General features: G+C 35.5%; 16 protein-coding genes. 7 read left to right on the forward strand and 9 right to left on the reverse strand.

Translation table 11 applies throughout. The features are described 5' to 3' along the window. Positions 1 to 70 precede the first annotated feature (70 nt). Positions 71 to 2,677, reverse strand: a complete 2,607-nt coding sequence (gene mutS / locus GS03_RS01300; RefSeq protein ID WP_136150772.1) for a DNA mismatch repair protein MutS — start codon at positions 2,675 to 2,677, stop codon at positions 71 to 73. 151 nt (positions 2,678 to 2,828) lie between these two features. On the opposite strand from mutS, the gene GS03_RS01305 reads away from it, so the two are divergent. Both GS03_RS01305 and GS03_RS01310 read left to right on the forward strand, forming a co-directional pair. Then, positions 2,829 to 3,302 carry a DUF1573 domain-containing protein gene (locus GS03_RS01305; RefSeq protein ID WP_136150773.1) on the forward strand — a complete coding sequence of 158 codons (474 nt, stop codon included), beginning with the start codon at positions 2,829 to 2,831 and terminating at the stop codon, positions 3,300 to 3,302. Between the two features lie 83 nt (positions 3,303 to 3,385). Beyond that, positions 3,386 to 3,916 carry an RNA methyltransferase gene (locus tag GS03_RS01310; protein WP_136150774.1) on the forward strand — a complete coding sequence of 177 codons (531 nt, stop codon included), beginning with the start codon at positions 3,386 to 3,388 and terminating at the stop codon, positions 3,914 to 3,916. Here GS03_RS01310 and folK read toward each other — a convergent pair. Continuing rightward, positions 3,913 to 5,049 carry a 2-amino-4-hydroxy-6-hydroxymethyldihydropteridine diphosphokinase gene (gene folK, locus GS03_RS01315; protein WP_136150775.1) on the reverse strand — a complete coding sequence of 379 codons (1,137 nt, stop codon included), beginning with the start codon at positions 5,047 to 5,049 and terminating at the stop codon, positions 3,913 to 3,915. The genes GS03_RS01310 and folK overlap by 4 nt on opposite strands. Positions 5,050 to 5,227: 178 nt before the next feature. Here folK and GS03_RS01320 point away from each other — a divergent pair, with 178 nt between their 5' ends. Continuing rightward, on the forward strand, positions 5,228 to 7,843 hold the full coding sequence (locus tag GS03_RS01320) for an AsmA-like C-terminal region-containing protein (RefSeq protein WP_136150776.1): 2,616 nt from the start codon (positions 5,228 to 5,230) through the stop codon (positions 7,841 to 7,843). 60 nt (positions 7,844 to 7,903) lie between these two features. On the opposite strand, the gene GS03_RS01325 is transcribed toward GS03_RS01320, so the two are convergent. Continuing rightward, positions 7,904 to 8,698: a DUF2797 domain-containing protein gene (locus GS03_RS01325; protein ID WP_136150777.1), complete on the reverse strand. Its 795-nt coding sequence runs from the start codon at positions 8,696 to 8,698 to the stop codon at positions 7,904 to 7,906. A 57-nt stretch (positions 8,699 to 8,755) separates the two neighbouring features. Between GS03_RS01325 and GS03_RS01330 the strand changes: the two genes are divergently transcribed. Beyond that, positions 8,756 to 10,288: a GH3 auxin-responsive promoter family protein gene (locus GS03_RS01330; protein ID WP_136150778.1), complete on the forward strand. Its 1,533-nt coding sequence runs from the start codon at positions 8,756 to 8,758 to the stop codon at positions 10,286 to 10,288. A gap of 187 nt (positions 10,289 to 10,475) precedes the next feature. Next, a complete protein-coding gene (locus GS03_RS01335; protein ID WP_136150779.1) occupies positions 10,476 to 12,683 on the forward strand; it encodes a TonB-dependent receptor domain-containing protein in 2,208 nt (735 codons plus the stop codon). A gap of 35 nt (positions 12,684 to 12,718) precedes the next feature. On the opposite strand, the gene clpX is transcribed toward GS03_RS01335, so the two are convergent. The 6 genes from clpX to GS03_RS01365 all read right to left on the reverse strand — a co-directional run bounded on the left by clpX (position 12,719) and on the right by GS03_RS01365 (position 18,226). Continuing rightward, positions 12,719 to 13,954 carry an ATP-dependent Clp protease ATP-binding subunit ClpX gene (gene clpX, locus GS03_RS01340; RefSeq protein WP_136150780.1) on the reverse strand — a complete coding sequence of 412 codons (1,236 nt, stop codon included), beginning with the start codon at positions 13,952 to 13,954 and terminating at the stop codon, positions 12,719 to 12,721. Between the two features lie 90 nt (positions 13,955 to 14,044). Then, a complete protein-coding gene (gene clpP, locus GS03_RS01345; protein WP_136150781.1) occupies positions 14,045 to 14,701 on the reverse strand; it encodes an ATP-dependent Clp endopeptidase proteolytic subunit ClpP in 657 nt (218 codons plus the stop codon). Positions 14,702 to 14,958: 257 nt separating this feature from the next. Next, entirely contained in the window at positions 14,959 to 16,293 is a 1,335-nt protein-coding gene (gene tig, locus GS03_RS01350) for a trigger factor (protein ID WP_136150782.1), read from the reverse strand. 80 nt (positions 16,294 to 16,373) lie between these two features. Further along, the gene (locus GS03_RS01355; protein ID WP_136150783.1) at positions 16,374 to 16,721 is read right to left on the reverse strand and encodes a phage holin family protein; all 348 of its coding nucleotides are present in this window, start codon (positions 16,719 to 16,721) and stop codon (positions 16,374 to 16,376) included. A 24-nt stretch (positions 16,722 to 16,745) separates the two neighbouring features. Then, positions 16,746 to 17,513, reverse strand: coding sequence for an alpha/beta fold hydrolase (locus tag GS03_RS01360; RefSeq protein ID WP_136150784.1), 768 nt, complete (start codon positions 17,511 to 17,513; stop codon positions 16,746 to 16,748). Then, positions 17,513 to 18,226: a pyridoxine 5'-phosphate synthase gene (locus GS03_RS01365; protein ID WP_136150785.1), complete on the reverse strand. Its 714-nt coding sequence runs from the start codon at positions 18,224 to 18,226 to the stop codon at positions 17,513 to 17,515. Before GS03_RS01365 ends, GS03_RS01360 begins: the two co-directional genes overlap by 1 nt. Positions 18,227 to 18,320: 94 nt before the next feature. Here GS03_RS01365 and GS03_RS01370 point away from each other — a divergent pair, with 94 nt between their 5' ends. Beyond that, on the forward strand, positions 18,321 to 18,980 hold the full coding sequence (locus GS03_RS01370) for a CBS domain-containing protein (protein ID WP_136150786.1): 660 nt from the start codon (positions 18,321 to 18,323) through the stop codon (positions 18,978 to 18,980). A 2-nt stretch (positions 18,981 to 18,982) separates the two neighbouring features. Beyond that, a complete protein-coding gene (locus GS03_RS01375) occupies positions 18,983 to 19,852 on the forward strand; it encodes an NAD kinase (protein ID WP_136150787.1) in 870 nt (289 codons plus the stop codon). Positions 19,853 to 19,860 lie beyond the last annotated feature (8 nt).

The raw sequence follows: 19,860 nt of genomic DNA on the forward strand, positions 1-19,860 counted from the left end.
ACAAACGTTTTTTTTGAAAAAAACTTTGTCAAACCCTAACCAATTGATAAACACAATTCATTGGTAGCATTTATTTTTTCTGCAGCATCCGTTTTAATTCATTTAGTTTCATCAAAGCTTCAATTGGCGTCAAAGTATTGATATCTAAATTCATTATATCTTCTCTTATTTCTTCCAATAAAGGATCATCCAGATTGAAAATATTCAATTGCATTTCGTCTTTGGCGGACTTTATTCCACTTAGCGATTCACTGGAATGGTTTTTTTCTAGTTTCTTTAAAAGCTTTTGCGCTTTTTGAATGACTGTTTGCGGCATTCCGGCCATTTTTGCCACATGGATACCAAAACTATGTGCGCTTCCTCCGGCAACCAGTTTTCTAATAAAAAGAACGGTGTCTTTTAACTCTTTTACCGAAACGTTATAATTTTTAATTCTTGGCAACAACTCACTCATTTCATTCAATTCGTGATAATGCGTCGCGAAAAGCGTTTTTGGTCTGGCTGGATTTTCATGCAAAAACTCAGCAATTGCCCACGCTATAGAAATTCCGTCATACGTACTTGTTCCGCGACCGATTTCGTCTAACAAAACCAAACTTCTATCCGAAATATTATTCAAAATGGAAGCAGTTTCATTCATCTCGACCATAAAAGTAGATTCGCCCATCGAAATATTATCGCTTGCTCCTACTCGTGTAAAAATTTTGTCTACAATTCCCATTCTGACTTTTTCAGCTGGAACAAAACTTCCCATTTGGGCCAAAAGCACAATCAACGCCGTTTGTCTCAAAATTGCCGACTTCCCAGACATATTTGGCCCGGTAATCATAATAAGCTGTTGCGATTCTCTATCCAGAAAAACATCATTTGGGACATAGGGAACACCAACAGGCAATTGCTTTTCTATAACCGGATGACGACCATTTATAATTTCTAATTCAAATGTTTCATCAAGAAGTGGACACACATAATCATTTTCAATGGCCAATTGCGCGAATGAAATCAGGCAATCCAACTGACCAATTAAATTGGCATTCAATTGAACTTGTTTAATATAAGTCGCAATCCAACTGACCAATTGTTCGAATAACTGACTTTCTATTTGATGGATTTTTTCTTCCGCACCAAGAATTTTAGTTTCGTATTCTTTTAATTCTTCTGTAATGTATCTTTCAGCATTTACTAAAGTCTGCTTTCTAATCCATTCCGTCGGAACTTTATCTTTATGTGTATTTCGGACTTCTATATAATAGCCAAAAACATTATTAAAAGAAATCTTCAAAGAAGAAATTCCTGTTAGCTCTGATTCTCGCTTTTCAATGCCGTCCAAATATTCTTTTCCTGAAAAGGCAATACTTCGCAATTCGTCTAATTCGGAATGAACTCCGCTAGCAATCGCATTTCCTTTGGCAATAGCCACTGGTGCATCCTGATTTAAAGTCGTTTTTATTTTTTCGCGAAGCAAATCACACGAATGCAGACTATCGCCAATAACCCGAACTGCTTCCTGTTTACTTTCTAAAGCAATTGTTTTTATTGGAATGATCGCATCTAAGGATTCTTTGAGATAAATAACTTCCCGCGGAGAAATTTTCCCGGTTGCCACTTTAGAAATCAAACGTTCCAAATCGGAAATTTGCTTGATTTGGTATTGCATTTTCTGAAGAATTTCTAAATTTTCCTTTAAATAAGAAACAACTTCATGGCGGCTTCTAATTTTGTGAATGTCTTTCAAAGGTAAGGCCAACCAACGCTTCAACAATCTTGAACCCATTGGTGAAAGCGTTTTATCAATCACATCCAAAAGGGTAACCGCATTTTGAGAATGGCTATGATATAATTCTAAATTCCGAATGGTAAATCTATCCATCCAAACATAAGCATCTTCTGCAATTCTTTGAATATTGGTGATATGCTGGACTTTATTATGCTGCGTTTCAGATAAATAAAATAAAATTGCACCTGAAGCTATAATGCCATCGAGCAACTCTTCAATTCCAAAACCTTTTAAGGATTTGGTTTGAAAATGATTGTTTAATGTCTCTAAAGCGTAATCTTCTTTGTAAACCCAATCTTCGAGATAAAAAACATTGAATCTTTCTCCGAATATTTCCTTGAATTGATTTCGGTTGTTTTTTTGAATTAAAACCTCACTCGGACTAAAATTCTGCAGCAACTTATCAATATACTCTTCGTTGCCTTGTGCTGTTAAAAATTCACCCGTAGAAACATCAAGAAACGAAACACCTAATTGCTTTTTACCAAAATAAACCGAAGCCAAAAAGTTATTAGACCTGGATTGTAAAACCTCATCGTTCATTGAAACTCCGGGCGTAATCAATTCTGTAACGCCACGTTTAACAATCGTTTTGGTCATCTTTGGATCTTCGAGCTGGTCGCAAATCGCTACACGAAGTCCGGCTTTTACCAATTTTGGCAAATAGGTATTTAAAGAATGATGTGGAAAACCCGCTAAAGCCGTTTCGGTTTCGCTTCCCGCACCACGCTTGGTTAAAACAATTCCAAGAATTTTAGAAGCCCGAATAGCATCTTCTCCAAAAGTTTCGTAAAAATCTCCTACTCTAAATAACAAACACGCATCGGGATACTTTCTTTTTATCTCGTTGTATTGCTTCATTAATGGAGTTTCTTTCGTCGAAGTTTCTTTGGCCGCCAATGGATTTGAATTAATTTTAGTGAAAGCGAATTTAAATATTTTAGAATGATTTAGCCTTCCTAAAAAAAATTAATTTAACCTTAAGACAAAAAAAAGAGTCGCATTCTAAAATTACAATACATTTGTCTCAGAAACTTAAATACTATATAAAATGAAAAGAATTATCTTATTAGCTGCGATTACTGTTTTTGGTGTTGCAACTAGCAATGCTCAAACTGCAAAAAAAACTGCTAAGAAAGCTGACACTCCGGCTAAAGTTGAAACTCCAAAAGTTGACGGCGCTGGAATGCTTTTCGAAAACGAAACTATCGATTACGGAACAATTCCTCACAATTCTGATGGGAAAAGAGAATTTGTTTTTGTTAACAACGGAAACAAACCATTAACTATTGAAAGCACACAAGGTTCTTGTGGTTGTACAGTTCCTTCAAAACCAGAAGGTTCAATTGCTCCTGGAGCTAAAGGAGTTATTGGTGTAAAATATGCGACTGACAGAGTTGGTCCATTTACAAAAACGGTAACAATTAAATCAAATGCTGCCGGACAAGAAACAAAAGTAGTTACTATCAAAGGAACTGTTTTACCAGATGCTCCTGCTGACGGTGCTACTCCAACAAAAAGCTAAATTTTACTTAATTATAATTCAAGAAAGTCTCGGTAATCTCGGGACTTTTTTTTTGAATATCTTTGCCAAAAAAGAAAAAGAAAATGCGTAAGCTTGAAAATAGTGAGTTAGAAAGAAAATCAGTTGAGGATTTCAAAGAAGCCGAAAAAACACCAATAATAATTATATTAGATGACATCCGAAGTCTTCATAATATTGGTTCTGTATTTCGAACTGCCGATGCCTTCTTAATCGAAAAAATATATTTGTGTGGCATAACTGCAATTCCGCCCAACAAAGAAATCCACAAAACCGCACTTGGCGCCACTGAAACCGTTACCTGGGAATATCAGGAAAATGTTTTAGACGTAATTGAAAATCTGAAAAAAGAAAAGGTTTCCGTTTTTGCTATTGAACAAGTTGAAAATGCCATCTTTCTTCAGGATTTTAAAGTGGATAAAACTAAAAAATATGCCTTAGTTTTTGGCAATGAAGTGTATGGCGTTGCTCAAAAAGCCATTGAACTTTGCGACGGAACAATTGAAATTCCGCAGTTAGGAACAAAACATTCTTTAAATATTTCGGTGAGTACCGGAATTGTAGTTTGGGATTTATTTCAGAAAATGAACTATTAATTCGAAACCTTATTCTGGATTTCGTTTAAAATAAAAACATAATCTTCCTGATTATTCTGAAAATCTCTATTGGTCACATCGATAATCAAAACATTCAAATCGGTTTGCGATTTGATGTAATCTAAATAACCATTGTTGATTTTTTCAAGATATTCAGCCGGAATTTCCTGCTCATAACTTCTTCCTCTTTCTCTGATATTTTCCAAAAGACGTTCAGTGCTCTGATACAAATAAATATACAAATCTGGCTTTGGCATTTCTTTGTATATGATGTCAAACATCGTCTTATACAAACGAAATTCATCTTCGGCAAGCGTAACTTTGGCAAAAATCAACGATTTGAAAATATGATAATCGGCAACGATAAAATCTTTAAACAAATCAAACTGCGCCAAATCATCCGAAATTTGCTGGTATCTATCGGCCAGAAAAGACATTTCCAACGGAAAAGCATAACGGTTTTGGTCTTCATAGAATTTTGGTAAAAACGGATTATCCGCAAAACGTTCCAAAACTGATTTGGCATTAAAATCTTCCGCTAATTTGTTAGTCAACGTCGTTTTTCCGGCACCAATATTTCCTTCAATAGCGATGTAATTGAAATGGTCTAGCTTTAATTTTGAAATAGGAATTTCCAGATTCTGAATGACTTTGCAATTGCTTTTATCTTCCGAAAGCACTAATAATTCATGCAGATATTTTTGTAAAATTGGATGACGCCAATCTAAATGTAAATCCTGCATCGGCAACAACACAAACAAGCGGTTTTGCATTTCAGGATGTGGCACTTGTAGTTTTTCGGAAGCAATGATTTCTTCGTCAAAAGTAATCACATCAATATCGATAATTCGCGCCTGATAACCGTCAACATCTTCACGGACTCTTCCTAAAACTTCTTCGAGCAAAAGACATTCTTCAAGAATTTGGTGCGCCGATTTGTATGTATTCATAATCACAGCACAATTGTAGAATTTCTCACTTTCAAATCCCCAAGCAGGCGTTTCATAAAGCTTGGAGACTCTAATAATTGTTCCAATTTCATTATGCAAATTATCAATGCAACGCACAATGTTTTCGAGACGATTGCCCTGATTACTACCTAAAGATAAAATGACTTGATGCTGCTTTTCCATGGAAGCACAAATTAACTAAAACTATTTCAGAATAACGCCAAAAAATAGCCGACTGTTAATAACAATTTCTCAACAATTGCCTTTTGATAAAATCATAAAACTTCCATAAATAGTTAGCACTTTATAGGGAAAAGGCTTTATTTTTGTTAAGTAAATGCGTAACTAAATCTATCACATCATGTTAAAGAAAATCTTAAAAATAGTTGGAATTGTTTTGTTACTGTTAGTCATTTCAGCATTTGCAATTCCGTATTTCTTTAAAGATCAAATTAAAGCCAAAATTTTGTCGTCAATCAATGAAAAAGTAGATGCAAAAGTAGCTTTTGACGATGCCGATTTGAGTTTGTTTAGAAATTTCCCTAACGCAAGTGTTTCGATAGAAAAATTATCCATCATCAACAAAGCGCCATTTGAAGGCGATACTTTGGTGTCTTTTGAAGAATTAAACCTAAAAATGTCTATCAAAGAATTATTCAATGATGATAACGAACCTATGAATATTGATGGGATTTCATCTAAAAATGGTTTGATAAACATCATTTTCAACAAAGACGGAATTGGCAATTATGATATCGCGTTAAAAGATAAAAGCAAAACTGATGATGAAAAAAGCAAACCGCTTTCTTTAAAGATAAAGGAATATTCTGTCGAGAATTTTAGATTCAAATATTATGATGAAAAGTCAAAAATCAAAATGGTTTTAGACAGCATCAATCATGAAGGAACAGGTGATTTTGCTTCGTCAAAATTGGATTTGGTAACCAAAACCACGACCAAGGTTTCGCTTGACATGGACAAAGTGAATTATATGAAGAATGTTGCGATTTCTCTTGATGCCATACTCGGAATTGATTTGGATAAAAGCAAATATACTTTCAAAGAAAACAAAGCCAAAATCAATGAATTGCCTTTAGAATTTGATGGTTTCATCCAGTTAGTTGATGCCGGACAACAATATGATTTGAAATTCAAAACACCAACTTCTTCGTTCAAAAACTTCCTTGGATTAATTCCGGCGCAATATTCGAGCAATTTAAAAGATGTAAAAACCAGTGGTGATTTTACCGTTGCCGGTTTTGCAAAAGGTTTGTATTCGGATAAATCTGTTCCAAAATTCAATATCGAAATCGCATCAAACAACGCGTCATTTCAATATCCGAACCTGCCAAAATCTGTTCAGAATATTGTTATAGACACCAAAATCATCAACGAAACTGGTGTGATGAATGACACTTATGTGAATCTGGATAAATTATCATTCCAAATAGACCAGGATGTTTTCAATGCCAAAGCGAATATTAAAAACATAGCCGAAAATGCTTTGGTGAATGCCGCTCTGAAAGGGACCATTAATTTGGCAAATCTTACGAAAGCCTATCCTGTAAAATTGGACAAACCTTTAACCGGAATTTTAAAAGCAGATGTTACCACAGCCTTCGATATGCAATCCGTTGAGAAAAGTGATTATGCACGAATCCGAAACGCCGGAACTATTGATTTGACTGGTTTTAATTATACCGATGAAAATGGAAAAACTATGAAAATCAGCAGAGCTTTAGTCTCTTTTGACCCAAGCCGTGTTAATTTGAAACAATTCAATGCCACTACAGGAAACACTGATTTGGCTGTAACTGGGGTTTTGGAAAATTTCTACGGTTTTATATTTAAAAATCAGGAGTTGAAAGGAAACTTTAATTTGAATTCGAATCAATTGGCGGTAAGCGATTTTATTACTACGGAAACGGATGCCAAAAAACAAACCAAAGAAAATGAAGCGATGAAAATACCAGCGTTTTTAAATTGTTCTTTGACAGCTAAAGCTAACACGGTTTTGTATGATAATTTGGTTTTGAAAAATGTATCCGGAAAAATAATTATCAAAGACCAGAAAGCCACATTGGAAAATGGTAAAACTGATATTTTTGGAGGTTTGATTACTTTCAATGGAGATGTTTCTACCAAAGAAAAAACTTCAAAATTCAATATGGATTTAGGGTTAAATGGTGTTGACATCGCTCAAACCTTCACCCAATTGGAAATGATGAAAAAAATTGCGCCTATTGCCGGAATCATTAATGGAAAACTAAATTCAAAAATCAAGCTTTCCGGAAATTTGAAGGACAAAGAAATGACGCCTGATTTAAAAAGCATCACAGGAGATTTACTCGGACAATTGCTTTCCACAACAGTAAATTCAAACAATTCAACTTTGTTAACCGCTTTGGATGACAAGCTGGGTTTTGTAGATTTGAAAAAATTAAATCTTAATGATTTGAAAGCTGCATTAACTTTTAAAGACGGGAAAGTAAACGTAAAACCATTCGATATCAAATACCAAGACATAAAAGCCACGGTTGGCGGATCACATGGTTTCGATCAATTGATGAACTACAATGTGAAATTGGATGTTCCTTCTAAATATTTGGGAACAGAAATCAACAATTTAATTGGGAAATTAACGCCGGCTGATGCTAAAAAGTTTGAAACGATTCCGATAAATGCTATTCTTAGCGGTAACTTTAAAAATCCAAATATCACTACCGATGTTAAACAAGCTACGACCACTTTGGTCACTAACTTGGTGAAACAACAAAAAGACAAGCTAATTCAGCAAGGCACTTCGGCACTTGGTACAATGATCCAAAACAACACGAAACCTAAGGATACTTCGAAAACGGCCACGCCAAAACCGGATGTAAAAACTCAGGCGACAGATTTACTCAACGGTTTGTTCAACAAAAAGAAAAAAGCAGCTCCAAAACCTGCTGAGACAACGCCAACGACTACAAAATAAAAAGGCACGAGCGAAGTGAACTGACAAAGTAAACCCTTTCGTAACAGAAAGGGTTTTTATTTAAATAACGATTTTCACAACATAACCTTCAAAAGTCCGGACGTTAAAAACCGTTCCGTCTTCAAACATCAAATATTGTCCTTTGATACCGGTTAATTTCCCTGAAAAATTTGGTGATTTGTCTAAATTCAAGCTGTTGATTTTGGTTGGAAATTCCAAAACAGGATAATGCAATTCATATAAATTTTCCTTTTCTGGATAATAAAAGTCTTGAACTTCTTTTGGTATCAAGTATTTTAAAGAAGCTTTTTCTTTGAGCAAATCAACTTTTGGCACTTCGTTTTTCAACATTTTTTGCCAATTGGTTTTATCGGCATAATGATTCTTTAAAGCGACTTCGGTAATTCCGGCTAAATATCTATTCGGAACCTCAACAATTGGAATTGCCTGCACGGCTCCTTGATCTATCCAACGCGTTGGTACTTGTGTTTGTCTGGTAACACCAACTTTTACTTCACTCGACAATGCTAAATACACTATATGCGGTTGTAGCTGCACTTTCTTTTCGTAATCCAAATCGCGGTCTTCAATATCTAGATGCGCTGTGCTTAATTCGGGTTTCATAATCCAATCGCCTGCAGCTGCTGAACTCATAAAACAATCATAGCAAAATCCCTGACGGAAAATCTTTTTCTTTTTACCGCAATTCAAACATTGGTAACCAACGAAATCTATCTCCATCGATTTTCCCAGCAACTGATTCAAACTCAAAAAACTATTCTCAAAAACCAGATAATACTGAATCGGATTTGAGAATTCGGTTTGCATTTTGGTTAATACACCTTCGTAAGTCATGGCTTATTCTTAAGATTATTTTCTATATTTGGTAAAGTTATACATCATAAATCAAATATGCCAATACCATTAATAAATTCTATTGCTTCCTGGGTTTTGAAACAGCGTATTCATCAGATTGAGTTGTTTCTAAAATATCCACACGAAGTACAGGAAGAGCTGATGATGAATCTGATTCGTTCATCAGAAGAGACGGTGATTGGTCAGAAATATGATTTTGGAAGTGTCAAATCCTACCAGACTTTTGCAGAAAGAGTTCCGGTTTCGACTTATGAAGATTTGGAACCGATGATAGAACTTACCCGAAAAGGAGCGCAAAATGTTTTTTGGAACACACCAATAAAATGGTTTGCGAAATCGAGCGGAACCACCAATGCGAAAAGCAAATTCATTCCCGTAAGCAACGAAGCTTTGGAAGATTGTCATTACAAAGGTAGCAAGGATTTGTTGTGTATGTATTTGAACAATAATGAAAGCTCCGAAATGTTTTTAGGCAAAAGTTTACGACTTGGCGGAAGTTCACAGATTTACGAAAACAACAATACCTATTTTGGAGATTTGTCCGCGATCCTGATTGAGAATATGCCAATTTGGGCGGAATTCAGCAGCACTCCGAGCAGTAAAATTTCGTTGATGAGCGAATGGGAAACCAAACTTACTGCGATTATCAACGAAACTAAAAACGAAAACGTGACCAGTTTTGCCGGAGTTCCTTCGTGGATGTTGGTTTTGTTAAACCGAATTATGACTGAAACCGGAAAAGATAATTTAATGGAATTGTGGCCAAATCTGGAAGTTTATTTTCATGGCGGTGTGAGTTTTGAACCTTACAGAGAGCAGTACAAAAAGATACTGCCTCAAAATAATTTCAAATACTACGAAATATACAACGCTTCGGAAGGGTTTTTTGCGATCCAGGATTTGAATTATTCCAAAGATTTATTGCTGATGCTGGATTATGGAATTTTCTACGAATTCATTCCGATGGATACTTTTGGCACCGAAAATCAGAAAGTAATTCGGCTTTCGGATGTGGAATTGTTTAAGAATTATGCCGTAGTGATTACTACCAACGCCGGACTTTGGCGTTATTTGATTGGTGATACCGTTCGCTTTACTTCTTTGTCACCATACAGAATTAGGGTTTCGGGAAGAACCAAACATCACATAAACGTTTTTGGTGAAGAACTAATGGTTGAAAATACCGATATGGCTATTGCCAAAACCTGTTCCGCATTGAATTGTGAAGTTAAAGATTATACAGTTGCACCGATTTTTATGCACGACAGAGAAAAAGGCGCACACGAATGGATAGTTGAATTTAAGAAACATCCGGAAGACATTAACCTTTTCGAAAAAACACTGGACGAAAATTTGCAGGCATTAAACTCTGATTACGAAGCCAAACGTTACAATAACATGACGCTAAATCCCTTAGTCATTAATGTTGCGCGGGAAAATTTATTTTATGATTGGCTGGCGGCAAATAACAAACTAGGCGGACAACACAAAATTCCCCGACTTTCTAACGAAAGAGATTATTTGGAACAGTTGAAAAGTATGCAGGTTGGTCAATCCTGGACGAAATAATTACAAGTCAAATTATTCCCGAAACCATACTGATTATCAACGATGTTGTAATCATAAATTATAAAAAATCAAAATAAATTTATTTGTGTTGTAACAATTGATGGTTAAGAAAGTCTTATGGGCAATCATCAATCACCCGAGGCGCGGCTGAACTGTTTGGAGCGCAGCGGAAAAAAATCAATCACAAATGAAATCAATCATTATGGCTGCGCTATTAATGGCAGCAACTGGTGCTTTTGCACAGGAAAATCCGGCAGGAAGCAAGGAAACCTCAAAGACCAACACAACAGACAAGACCAATGAACTTTCAGAAGTTACTGTGTATGGCAACAAAAAACAATACATAAAAGTAGAATCAGACAAAACTACAATTAACGTCAGAGATAACGCTATGCTTAACAGCGGTAGTAGTCTTGAAGCGGTGAAAAAAATCCCCGGTGTTATTACATCGCCAACAGGAAATATTACGCTAAACAGTAAAGGTGTGAGTATTTATATTGATGGCACACCAACTACACTTAGTGGCACTGATTTGCAAAATTATCTGGCCACTTTGCCGGCGAATGCCATTGAAAAAATCGAATTGATTTATAATCCCGGAGCTTCTTTTGATGCCAATGCTAGTGGTTCAATCATTAATATCATCACAAGCACCAAAAGAAAAAAAGGCATCAATGCCAGTTTTAATATCAATTATAATTTTAATAAATATCAAAAGCCAAGTCCACAGATTTTGTTGAACGGAAAAACAAAAGATTTGAGCTGGCAAACTATGATTGGCTACAATTATATTGACAGTGAAAGCTTGAATAAAACTGACCAAATCTTTACTTCTTTTACTCCGGACGAACATCTTCTTCAAAGGAATATGGCAAAGTTTACCAATAGAAATTTTTATTTCAGAACGGGAACGAATTATAAGCTGAACGAAAAATCAAATTTATTGTTCAACTATAATTTAAATATGGCGAATGACCGAATTACGAACGAAGCCACAACCACCGGAACCGGAATTGATTATTCGAATTTTGGTTATGCCAAAAACAAAAACAACAATCACGAGTTGAGTTTGCAATACAAAACCAAGTTGGACACTATTGGAAGAACGCTTGATGTTACTGCCTTTAGCAACTTCTTTGATAAAAATCCAACGACAATTTCAGAAGGTCAAAGCAATGGCGATGCAACTTATTATAATGGTGCTGCCGATTTTAAACTGGCTAATCATTATTTAAAATATGATTTTACGATTCCTTTCAACAAGATTAATTTTTCATTGAATACCGGTGGAAAATACAATACCATTAAAGTAACTGATAAAGGAATTTACAACTTGAATTCGGCATCTAATTCGGTTACCGATTTTGATTACACCGAAAATAATTTGGCGTTTTATGTTGAAGCCAGACAGAAAATCAAGAAGTTTAACTTCACAGCAGGTCTTCGTTTTGAGGATTATAAAGTCGACAGAACGGCGGTACAAAATAGTACTGAAACCAAAATCAATTTCAAAAACACTAACTTTTTTCCAAATGTAAGTGCGCTTTATGAAATGAATGAAAATGTAAATTTTTCTGCTTCATACTCTAAAAAAATCCGACAGGCTGATTACAATACATTAGACCCAAATAATTTCTCAAATTTTGATCAATACAATACTTCGGAAGGAAATCCGTTTTTAAAACCAACCTTTTTTGACAATTTTGAGTTTAAAATGACAGCTTTTCAGTTTTTGAGTTTGGGTGGAAATTACTCTATTGCCAAAGACAAAAACTTCTTCATATTCAATGCTGAACCGGGAGAATTAGTAAGCACATCAACTTTTCAACAGTTTGATAAAGTAAAGACCTTAAGCTTGTTTGCTTCGATTCCTTTGCCTTTGGATTATTTCCTTAAAGGAAAAGAAGAGTTCCAAAAAAGGATGAATAATATGGAAAAAATGAATTACATCTTTTTCAATTTCAATTACATCAAAGTGCAAACGGAAGGTTATGATTTTTCGTTTAAAAACAAACCGATCTTTAATTATGCTGCGGAAGCACAATTCATTTTACCTTGGAGTATCAAGAATAACATGTCTTACTATATTTTGCCAAAAGGAACTTGGGAAATCTATAATATTACCAAGCCAATTCAGCAGTTTGACATTTCGTTCAGCAAGGATTTTATGAATAAAAATTTAAAAATAGGAGTGCATTGTTTTGATGTTTTCAATTCGAATGAAGTGAATGCTATAGTTTCATCCACTAATTTGCAAACGCAATTCTATCAAAAACAAGATTCGAGAACTTTTAGACTTTCGCTGGTTTACAACTTTGGAAACTTAAGCCTGAAAAAAGACAACACCAATATCGATGTTGACAAAACCAATTCCGGCGGTGGTTTTATGAAATAAGGAAAAACAAAAAATCCCTCAATTGAGGGATTTTTTTATGATGCTATTTCTAAGCGTTTTAATAAATTCTTGGTCAATGCATCTCGCGTGTAATCAACAGTAACATGCAATTCTTTTTCGTCCGAACTTGGCAAATCATACATCGCATCGGTTAGAATTGCTTCACAAAGTGAACGCAAACCTCTTGCTCCTAATTTGTATTCCAAAGCTTTATCAACTATATAATCCAAAGCATTGTCATCGATGGTGAATTTCACATCATCCATAGCGAACAATTTTTTATATTGCTTGATTAAGGCATTTTTTGGTTCGGTTAAAATAGCGCGAAGCGTTTCTCTATCCAAAGGATCCATATGTGTCAATACCGGAAGTCGGCCAATGATTTCGGGAATCAATCCAAAATCTTTGATGTCTTTTGGAATAATATATTGAAGCAGATTGTCTTTATCAATATTGTCAACATTTTTGGAAGTGCTGTAACCAACGGCAGTTCGATTCAATCGTTTAGAAATAATTCTTTCGATACCATCAAAAGCGCCACCGGCAATAAACAAAATGTCTTTGGTATTAACTTCAATAAATTTTTGGTCCGGATGTTTTCTTCCTCCTTTTGGCGGAACATTTACCACCGTTCCTTCTAGTAATTTCAACAAAGCCTGTTGCACACCTTCACCGGAAACATCTCGGGTTATTGATGGATTGTCACTTTTACGCGCAATTTTATCAATCTCGTCAATGAAAACGATTCCTCTTTCGGCTTTCGCCAAATCATAATCTGCCGCTTGTAATAATCGGGTTAAGATGCTTTCTACATCTTCTCCAACATAACCGGCTTCGGTTAAAACCGTTGCATCAACAATAGCCAACGGAACTTCAAGCATTCGTGCAATGGTTTTTGCTACCAATGTTTTTCCCGTTCCGGTTTGACCAACCATGATGATGTTGCTTTTTTCGATTTCAACATCTTCTTCGTGCTGCAACTGCATCAATCTTTTGTAGTGATTGTAAACTGCAACTGACATTACTTTTTTTGTTTGCTCTTGTCCAATAACATATTGATCTAAGAAACCGCGGATTTCTTTTGGTTTTTTCAGAATCAAATCAGAAGCCGATTTCAAAGCAGCTCCGCCTGATTTCAATTCTTCTAAAACTATTCCGTGAGCCTGTTCAATACATCTGTCGCAAACGTGCGCATTTATTCCGGCTATCAATAAATTGGTTTCCGGTTTTTTCCTTCCGCAAAAAGAACATTCTAAAACTTGTTTTGCCATTTTCTTATGGTTCTAAGATTCTAAGGTTCTAAGGTTCTAAGGTTTCTGATTACTCAGTGCCTTAAAGCCTCAGTGCCTTAGAGCCTCAATTTATCTTCTTAAAACTTCATCAATCATTCCGTATTCTTTAGCCTCATCAGCAATCATCCAATAATCGCGTTCTGAATCTTTGTGCACTTTATCAAATGTTTGTCCTGAATGATGCGAAATGATTTGGTATAACTCATCTTTCAGTTTCAACATTTCTTTTAAGTTGATTTCCATATCGGTTGCAACACCTTGTGCACCACCAGATGGTTGGTGAATCATTACTCTTGAATGTGGTAAAGCTGAACGTTTTCCAGCTGCACCGGCACACAATAAAACCGCGCCCATTGAAGCTGCCATTCCGGTACAAATTGTTGCTACGTCTGGTTTTATGTATTGCATGGTATCATAAATTCCAAGTCCGGCATAAACGCTTCCGCCCGGAGAATTGATATAGATTTGGATGTCTTTTGAAGCATCAACACTTTCCAAAAACAACAACTGCGCTTGGATGATGTTGGCCATATAATCGTCAACTCCGGTTCCCATGAAGATGATTCTATCCATCATCAAACGTGAGAAAACGTCTAGTTGCGACACATTCAATTGGCGCTCTTCAATAATATAAGGCGTCATGCTACCTACGATTTTATCGTAATATAAACTGTTTACGCCATGTTTTTTGGTAGCAAATTTTTTAAATTCTTTTCCGTAGTCCATTTAGTTATGAATTATGAGTTATAAGTTATGAATTGTGTTTTAGTCAAAGTTCGTGCCTTGTTATTTAAAGTGACATAGTGTCGGTAAACCGAAACCCTAGCCCCGATTACCTCACCTAGCTCTTATTTTTAATAAGTGTTCGGTGAATGCTTCGCATTTGCAGTAAGCTGCCGTGCAGTGCGGAAAGCGGGAAATAGCTTCTAATAAAAAAGCGCCAAATTACTTTGACGCTCAAATATAATAATTATTAGATAATCTTAGTGTTTTAATTCACCATACATTGCTTTGATGAACTCATCATAAGAAACCTCTTTTGACTTTGCTTTTACCTTGTCTTTGAACAAGTTTAGCATTTTTTCATTCATTACCTGCTCTGACAAACGCTTTACTTCGTCTTGGTTTGACATCACACGAGCTACAATTCCCTGAACATCTTCATCTGTTGGCTTCATTTGTCCGAACTGCGCCATTTGTTTTTTGATAACTTCTGTAGTGTACGATTTCAAATCTTCAAAAGTGATTTGCAAATTGTTTTCTGCCATTACTTTACCTTCGATTAGTTGGTAACGCAAACCGTTTTCAGATCTTGTGTATTCTTCTTCTGCCTGTTCAGGAGTCATTGGGTTTTCACCTGCAGTTTGTATCCATTTTTTTAGGAAAGAAGCCGGTAAATCAAATTTTGTGGTTGCGATTAAAGATTCTGTAACGTCGTTTAAGAATTTTTGATCTGCTTGTTGTTTGAACTGTTGTTCTGCGTCTTCTTTGATTTTTGCTTTTAGTTCAGCTACCGAAGTGATTACTTTTGGTCCAAATAATTTATCGAATAATTCCTGATCTAAGTTTGCTAATTCGTGACCAACAACTTCATCAATCGTGAATGTTACTTCGATATCCAAACCGTGAACATCATCGTGACCAATTGCCAAAACGTCCATTAATTTGTGATCATCATCGAATAAACCTTTTGTTTTCAGCGTCACAACATCGCCAACTTTTTTACCAATGAATGCTTTTGCCGTTTTCTTGTCAGCGAAAGTATCTAATGATAAAGTCGTTCTGTTGTTGATTCCTTTTTCTTCGTTAGCAAAAATTCCAGAAACATCATTTCCTTCTTCCACTGTATCTTTTGCGATAAGTTTTCCGTATTGTTTTTGGATACGCGCTACTTGGTCGTTCAACATTTTATCATCGGCAACGATTTTGTATTGTACCAAATCATTTTTTGCAGCTAAATCAACTGTGAATTCCGGCGCCAAACCTAATTCGAATTCAAATTTATAATCTTCTAAATCCCAGTTGAAATCTTCAGTTACTTTTGGCAACGGATTTCCAAGGATGTCTAATTTTTCTTCAACTAAATATTTGTTCAGATTGTCCTGTAGCAATTTGTTTACTTCTTCTAATAATACTGCTTTTCCGTATTGTTTTTGGATTAAACTCATTGGAACAGCACCTTTTCTAAAGCCAGGAATACTAGCATTTTTACGGTAGTCTGCTAATACTTTTTCAACCTTTTCTGCATAATCATTTTTTGCTACTTCAACAGTAACAACTGCATTTAATGCATCTACGTTATTTCTTGTAATATTCATTTTTATATATACTAAAATTGGGTTGCAAAATTAAAACATTTCTGCAACCCAACCAAGTTTTTATTTTATTGATTTACAAGCTATTTTTTGGCATCTCCAGTAATTTGATAAACCAATGATTGTGAAAGTGATAAAACGATGCTGAATAACATGGCTGTCCAAAACGAACTAATTGTAAAACCATCTATAAAATAGTCGCATAACAAAACCATAATCGCATTGATCACCAGCAGAAATAAGCCCAGAGTAAAAATGGTTACCGGTAACGTAAACAACACCAAAATAGGTTTTACAAAAAAGTTAAGCAATCCCAAAACTATGGCTACAGTTAAGGCAGTTGTAAATTCGTCAACGATTACGCCTTTCATGATTTTGGCCAATCCTAATACTAAAAGTCCGGTGATAAGTATTCTAAATAGTAGTTTCATAAGTTTATTTTTAATTTTAAAATTTCATTTTGTCAAAAACCTTGCTGTCTCCTCAAAAAATCCTTTTGGGTTTTCAGCGTGAAGCCAATGCCCAACATTTGGAATTGTAGCTAATTCAAAAATAGGAAAATGCTTTTTTATTTCGGGTAAATCGCTGTCTAAAATATAGCTTGAATTTCCACCGCGGATAAATAGTGTTGGTTTATCGAAATGATTCCCGTCGGGTAACACTTCGCCAATGGTTTCAATTTTGGCATTGAAAACCGGAAGATTGAATCGGAAAGCAAGTTGCCCAGGTTCAACCCAATACAAATTCTTCATCAAAAACTGGCGTGTTCCAAAATCGGGAATAAAGGGATATAAAATTTCTTCAACTTCTGCTCTGTCCGGTTTTGTGGAGAAATCAACGGCATTCAATCCGGCTAAAATATCCTGATGATGTGGCGCATAATATTTCGGACCGATATCAGCAACGATTAATTTGTCAACCATTTCAGGATAAGTCGTTGCAAAAAGCATCGCTACTTTTCCGCCCATCGAATGACCAATTATTGAAACTTTTGACAAATTATAATGTTGGCAATACTCTAATAAATCATTCGACATCACACTATAATTGAATTCATCGGAATGAAAACTTTTACCGTGATTTCTCAAATCAATCATGTGAACCTGAAAACCTTCGGCAGCATAAAGCGAACCAAAAGATTTCCAATTGTCGGACATTCCGATAAAGCCGTGAATGATTAGTAATGGCTTGCCTTCGCCTTCGATTCGGGAGTGTAATACCATTATTTCAGTTTTTGCAAATACATATTAACGACATTGTCTAAACCAAGATATAACGCTTCTGAAATCAAGGCGTGACCAATAGAAACCTCTAATAATCCCGGAATATTTTCTTTGAAAAACTTGATATTATCCAAACTTAAATCGTGACCAGCATTAATTCCCAAACCTAATTCATTGCACAAAACAGCCGATTTTGTATAAGGCTCAATGGCACTTTGATTTCCCAAACCGTATTGATGTGCAAAGGCTTCGGTATATAATTCGATTCGGTCAGTTCCTGTTTTTTTGGCACCTTCAATCATTTCTAAAATCGGATCCACAAAAATCGAAGTCCGGATCCCGTTGCGTTGAAATTCCTGAATTACTTCCGTTAAATACGATTGGTTTTTAACCGTATTCCAGCCAGCAGAAGACGTAATGGCACCAATTGCATCCGGAACCAAAGTCACTTGCTCGGGTTTACATTCGAGAACCAAATCGATAAAATTGTGCTGTGGATTACCTTCGATATTGAATTCGGTATAGACAATTGGCTTTAAATCGCGCGCATCCTGATAGCGAATATGTCTTTCGTCCGGTCTTGGATGAATCGTTATTCCTTGTGCACCAAATTTCTGAATGTCTTTGGCAACCTGCAATAAATCGGGAACATTTCCGCCACGAGCGTTTCGCAAAGTGGCTATTTTATTGATGTTTACGCTTAGTTTTGTCATGTGATAAAAATTTCATTACAAAAATACAAAGTAAAACTAAGTCAACATGTCCCAAAATTTGATTATTTTGCAGTCGCTAAAAGATACAGTATACATGAGACAACTTTCCGAGTATATCAATAACGATTTTAAACCTTTCCAAAGTGCGGAAACAGTGGCTGAAATTCAGGATTTCTTTGCCGATGTTACTTATTCTCATTTTCCTGTTATGGACAACGGAGTTTATTTAGGTTGTATATCAGCTGTTGATGCGGAAACTTTTGAAACCGGCAAAACAATAATTGATTTTAAATATTCTTTCGAAGGTTTTTTTGTGCGTCAATCGATGATTTGGTTAGATGTATTGGAAGTTTTCGCCAGAAATAATTCGAATATTGTTCCTATTTTGGATGAAACCAACAAATATATTGGTTATTACGAGATTACGGATGTCATTAAGTTTTTAAACGAAACTCCTTTCCTTAAAGAAACCGGTGGAATTATCGTAGTTGAAAAACCAACTGCTGATTATTCGATGAGTCAGATTACTCAAATTGTAGAAAGCAATAATGGAAAGCTTCTTGGCGTTTTTGTTTCGGAAGCTGATGCAGAAAAAGTGCAGGTAACCATAAAAACAACTCTTGGCGGAATGAATGAAATCATTCAATCGTTTCGCAGGTATAATTATGAAATTGTATCTGAACATCACGAAGACAACTACTTGAATACTTTGAAAGAACGCTCTGAATATTTGGATAAATATTTAAATATGTAAATATGAAAGTTGCCATCTTCGGACAATATTATCAAAACGACACACGACCAATCATTAAGGATATTTTTGTTTTTTTCAACAGAAACAATGTCGAGTTGGTTATTGAGGAAAATTTTTTAAAGATATTATACGAAGAAAAGATACTCGAAAGACAGTATAAAACGTTCGCTTCACACAAAGATTTAGACAGCAGTTTTGACATTCTTATCAGTATTGGCGGCGATGGAACCATTTTAAGAGCGACTACTTATGTTCGTGATTCCGGAATTCCGATTCTTGGTGTCAATGCAGGAAGGCTGGGGTTTTTGGCCAAAGTTCAGAAAGAAAAAATTGAATTATTTCTTCAGATTGTTTTAGAAAAAAAATACACTCTTTCCGAAAGAACGTTGTTGAGTATTGAATCTCCAGATATTGACATTAATTTTGCTATGAATGAAATAGCGGTTAGCAGAAAGGCAACGACTTCGATGATTACGATTGAAACCTCACTGAACGGTGAATATTTAAATTCATATTGGGCAGACGGATTAATTATTGCTACTCCAACAGGCTCCACAGGTTATTCCCTGAGTTGTGGTGGTCCGATTTTAACACCCGATGTAAAAGGATTGGTTATCACACCAATTGCGCCGCACAATCTTAACGCAAGACCGCTTGTGATTCCGGATGACACCGAAATAAAACTCAAAGTTTCGGGAAGAGAAGAGCAATATTTGGTTGCTTTAGACTCCAGAATTACCTCCATCAGTAATAATTCTGAATTAACAATTAGAAAAACGCCATTCAAAATTAAGATGGTTGAAATTCCGGAAGAAACATTTCTTAAAACACTTCGAACCAAATTGCTTTGGGGAGAAGACAAGAGAAATTAGAAAAAATA

It is taken from the genome of Flavobacterium sangjuense (assembly GCF_004797125.1).
Classification (GTDB): domain Bacteria; phylum Bacteroidota; class Bacteroidia; order Flavobacteriales; family Flavobacteriaceae; genus Flavobacterium; species Flavobacterium sangjuense.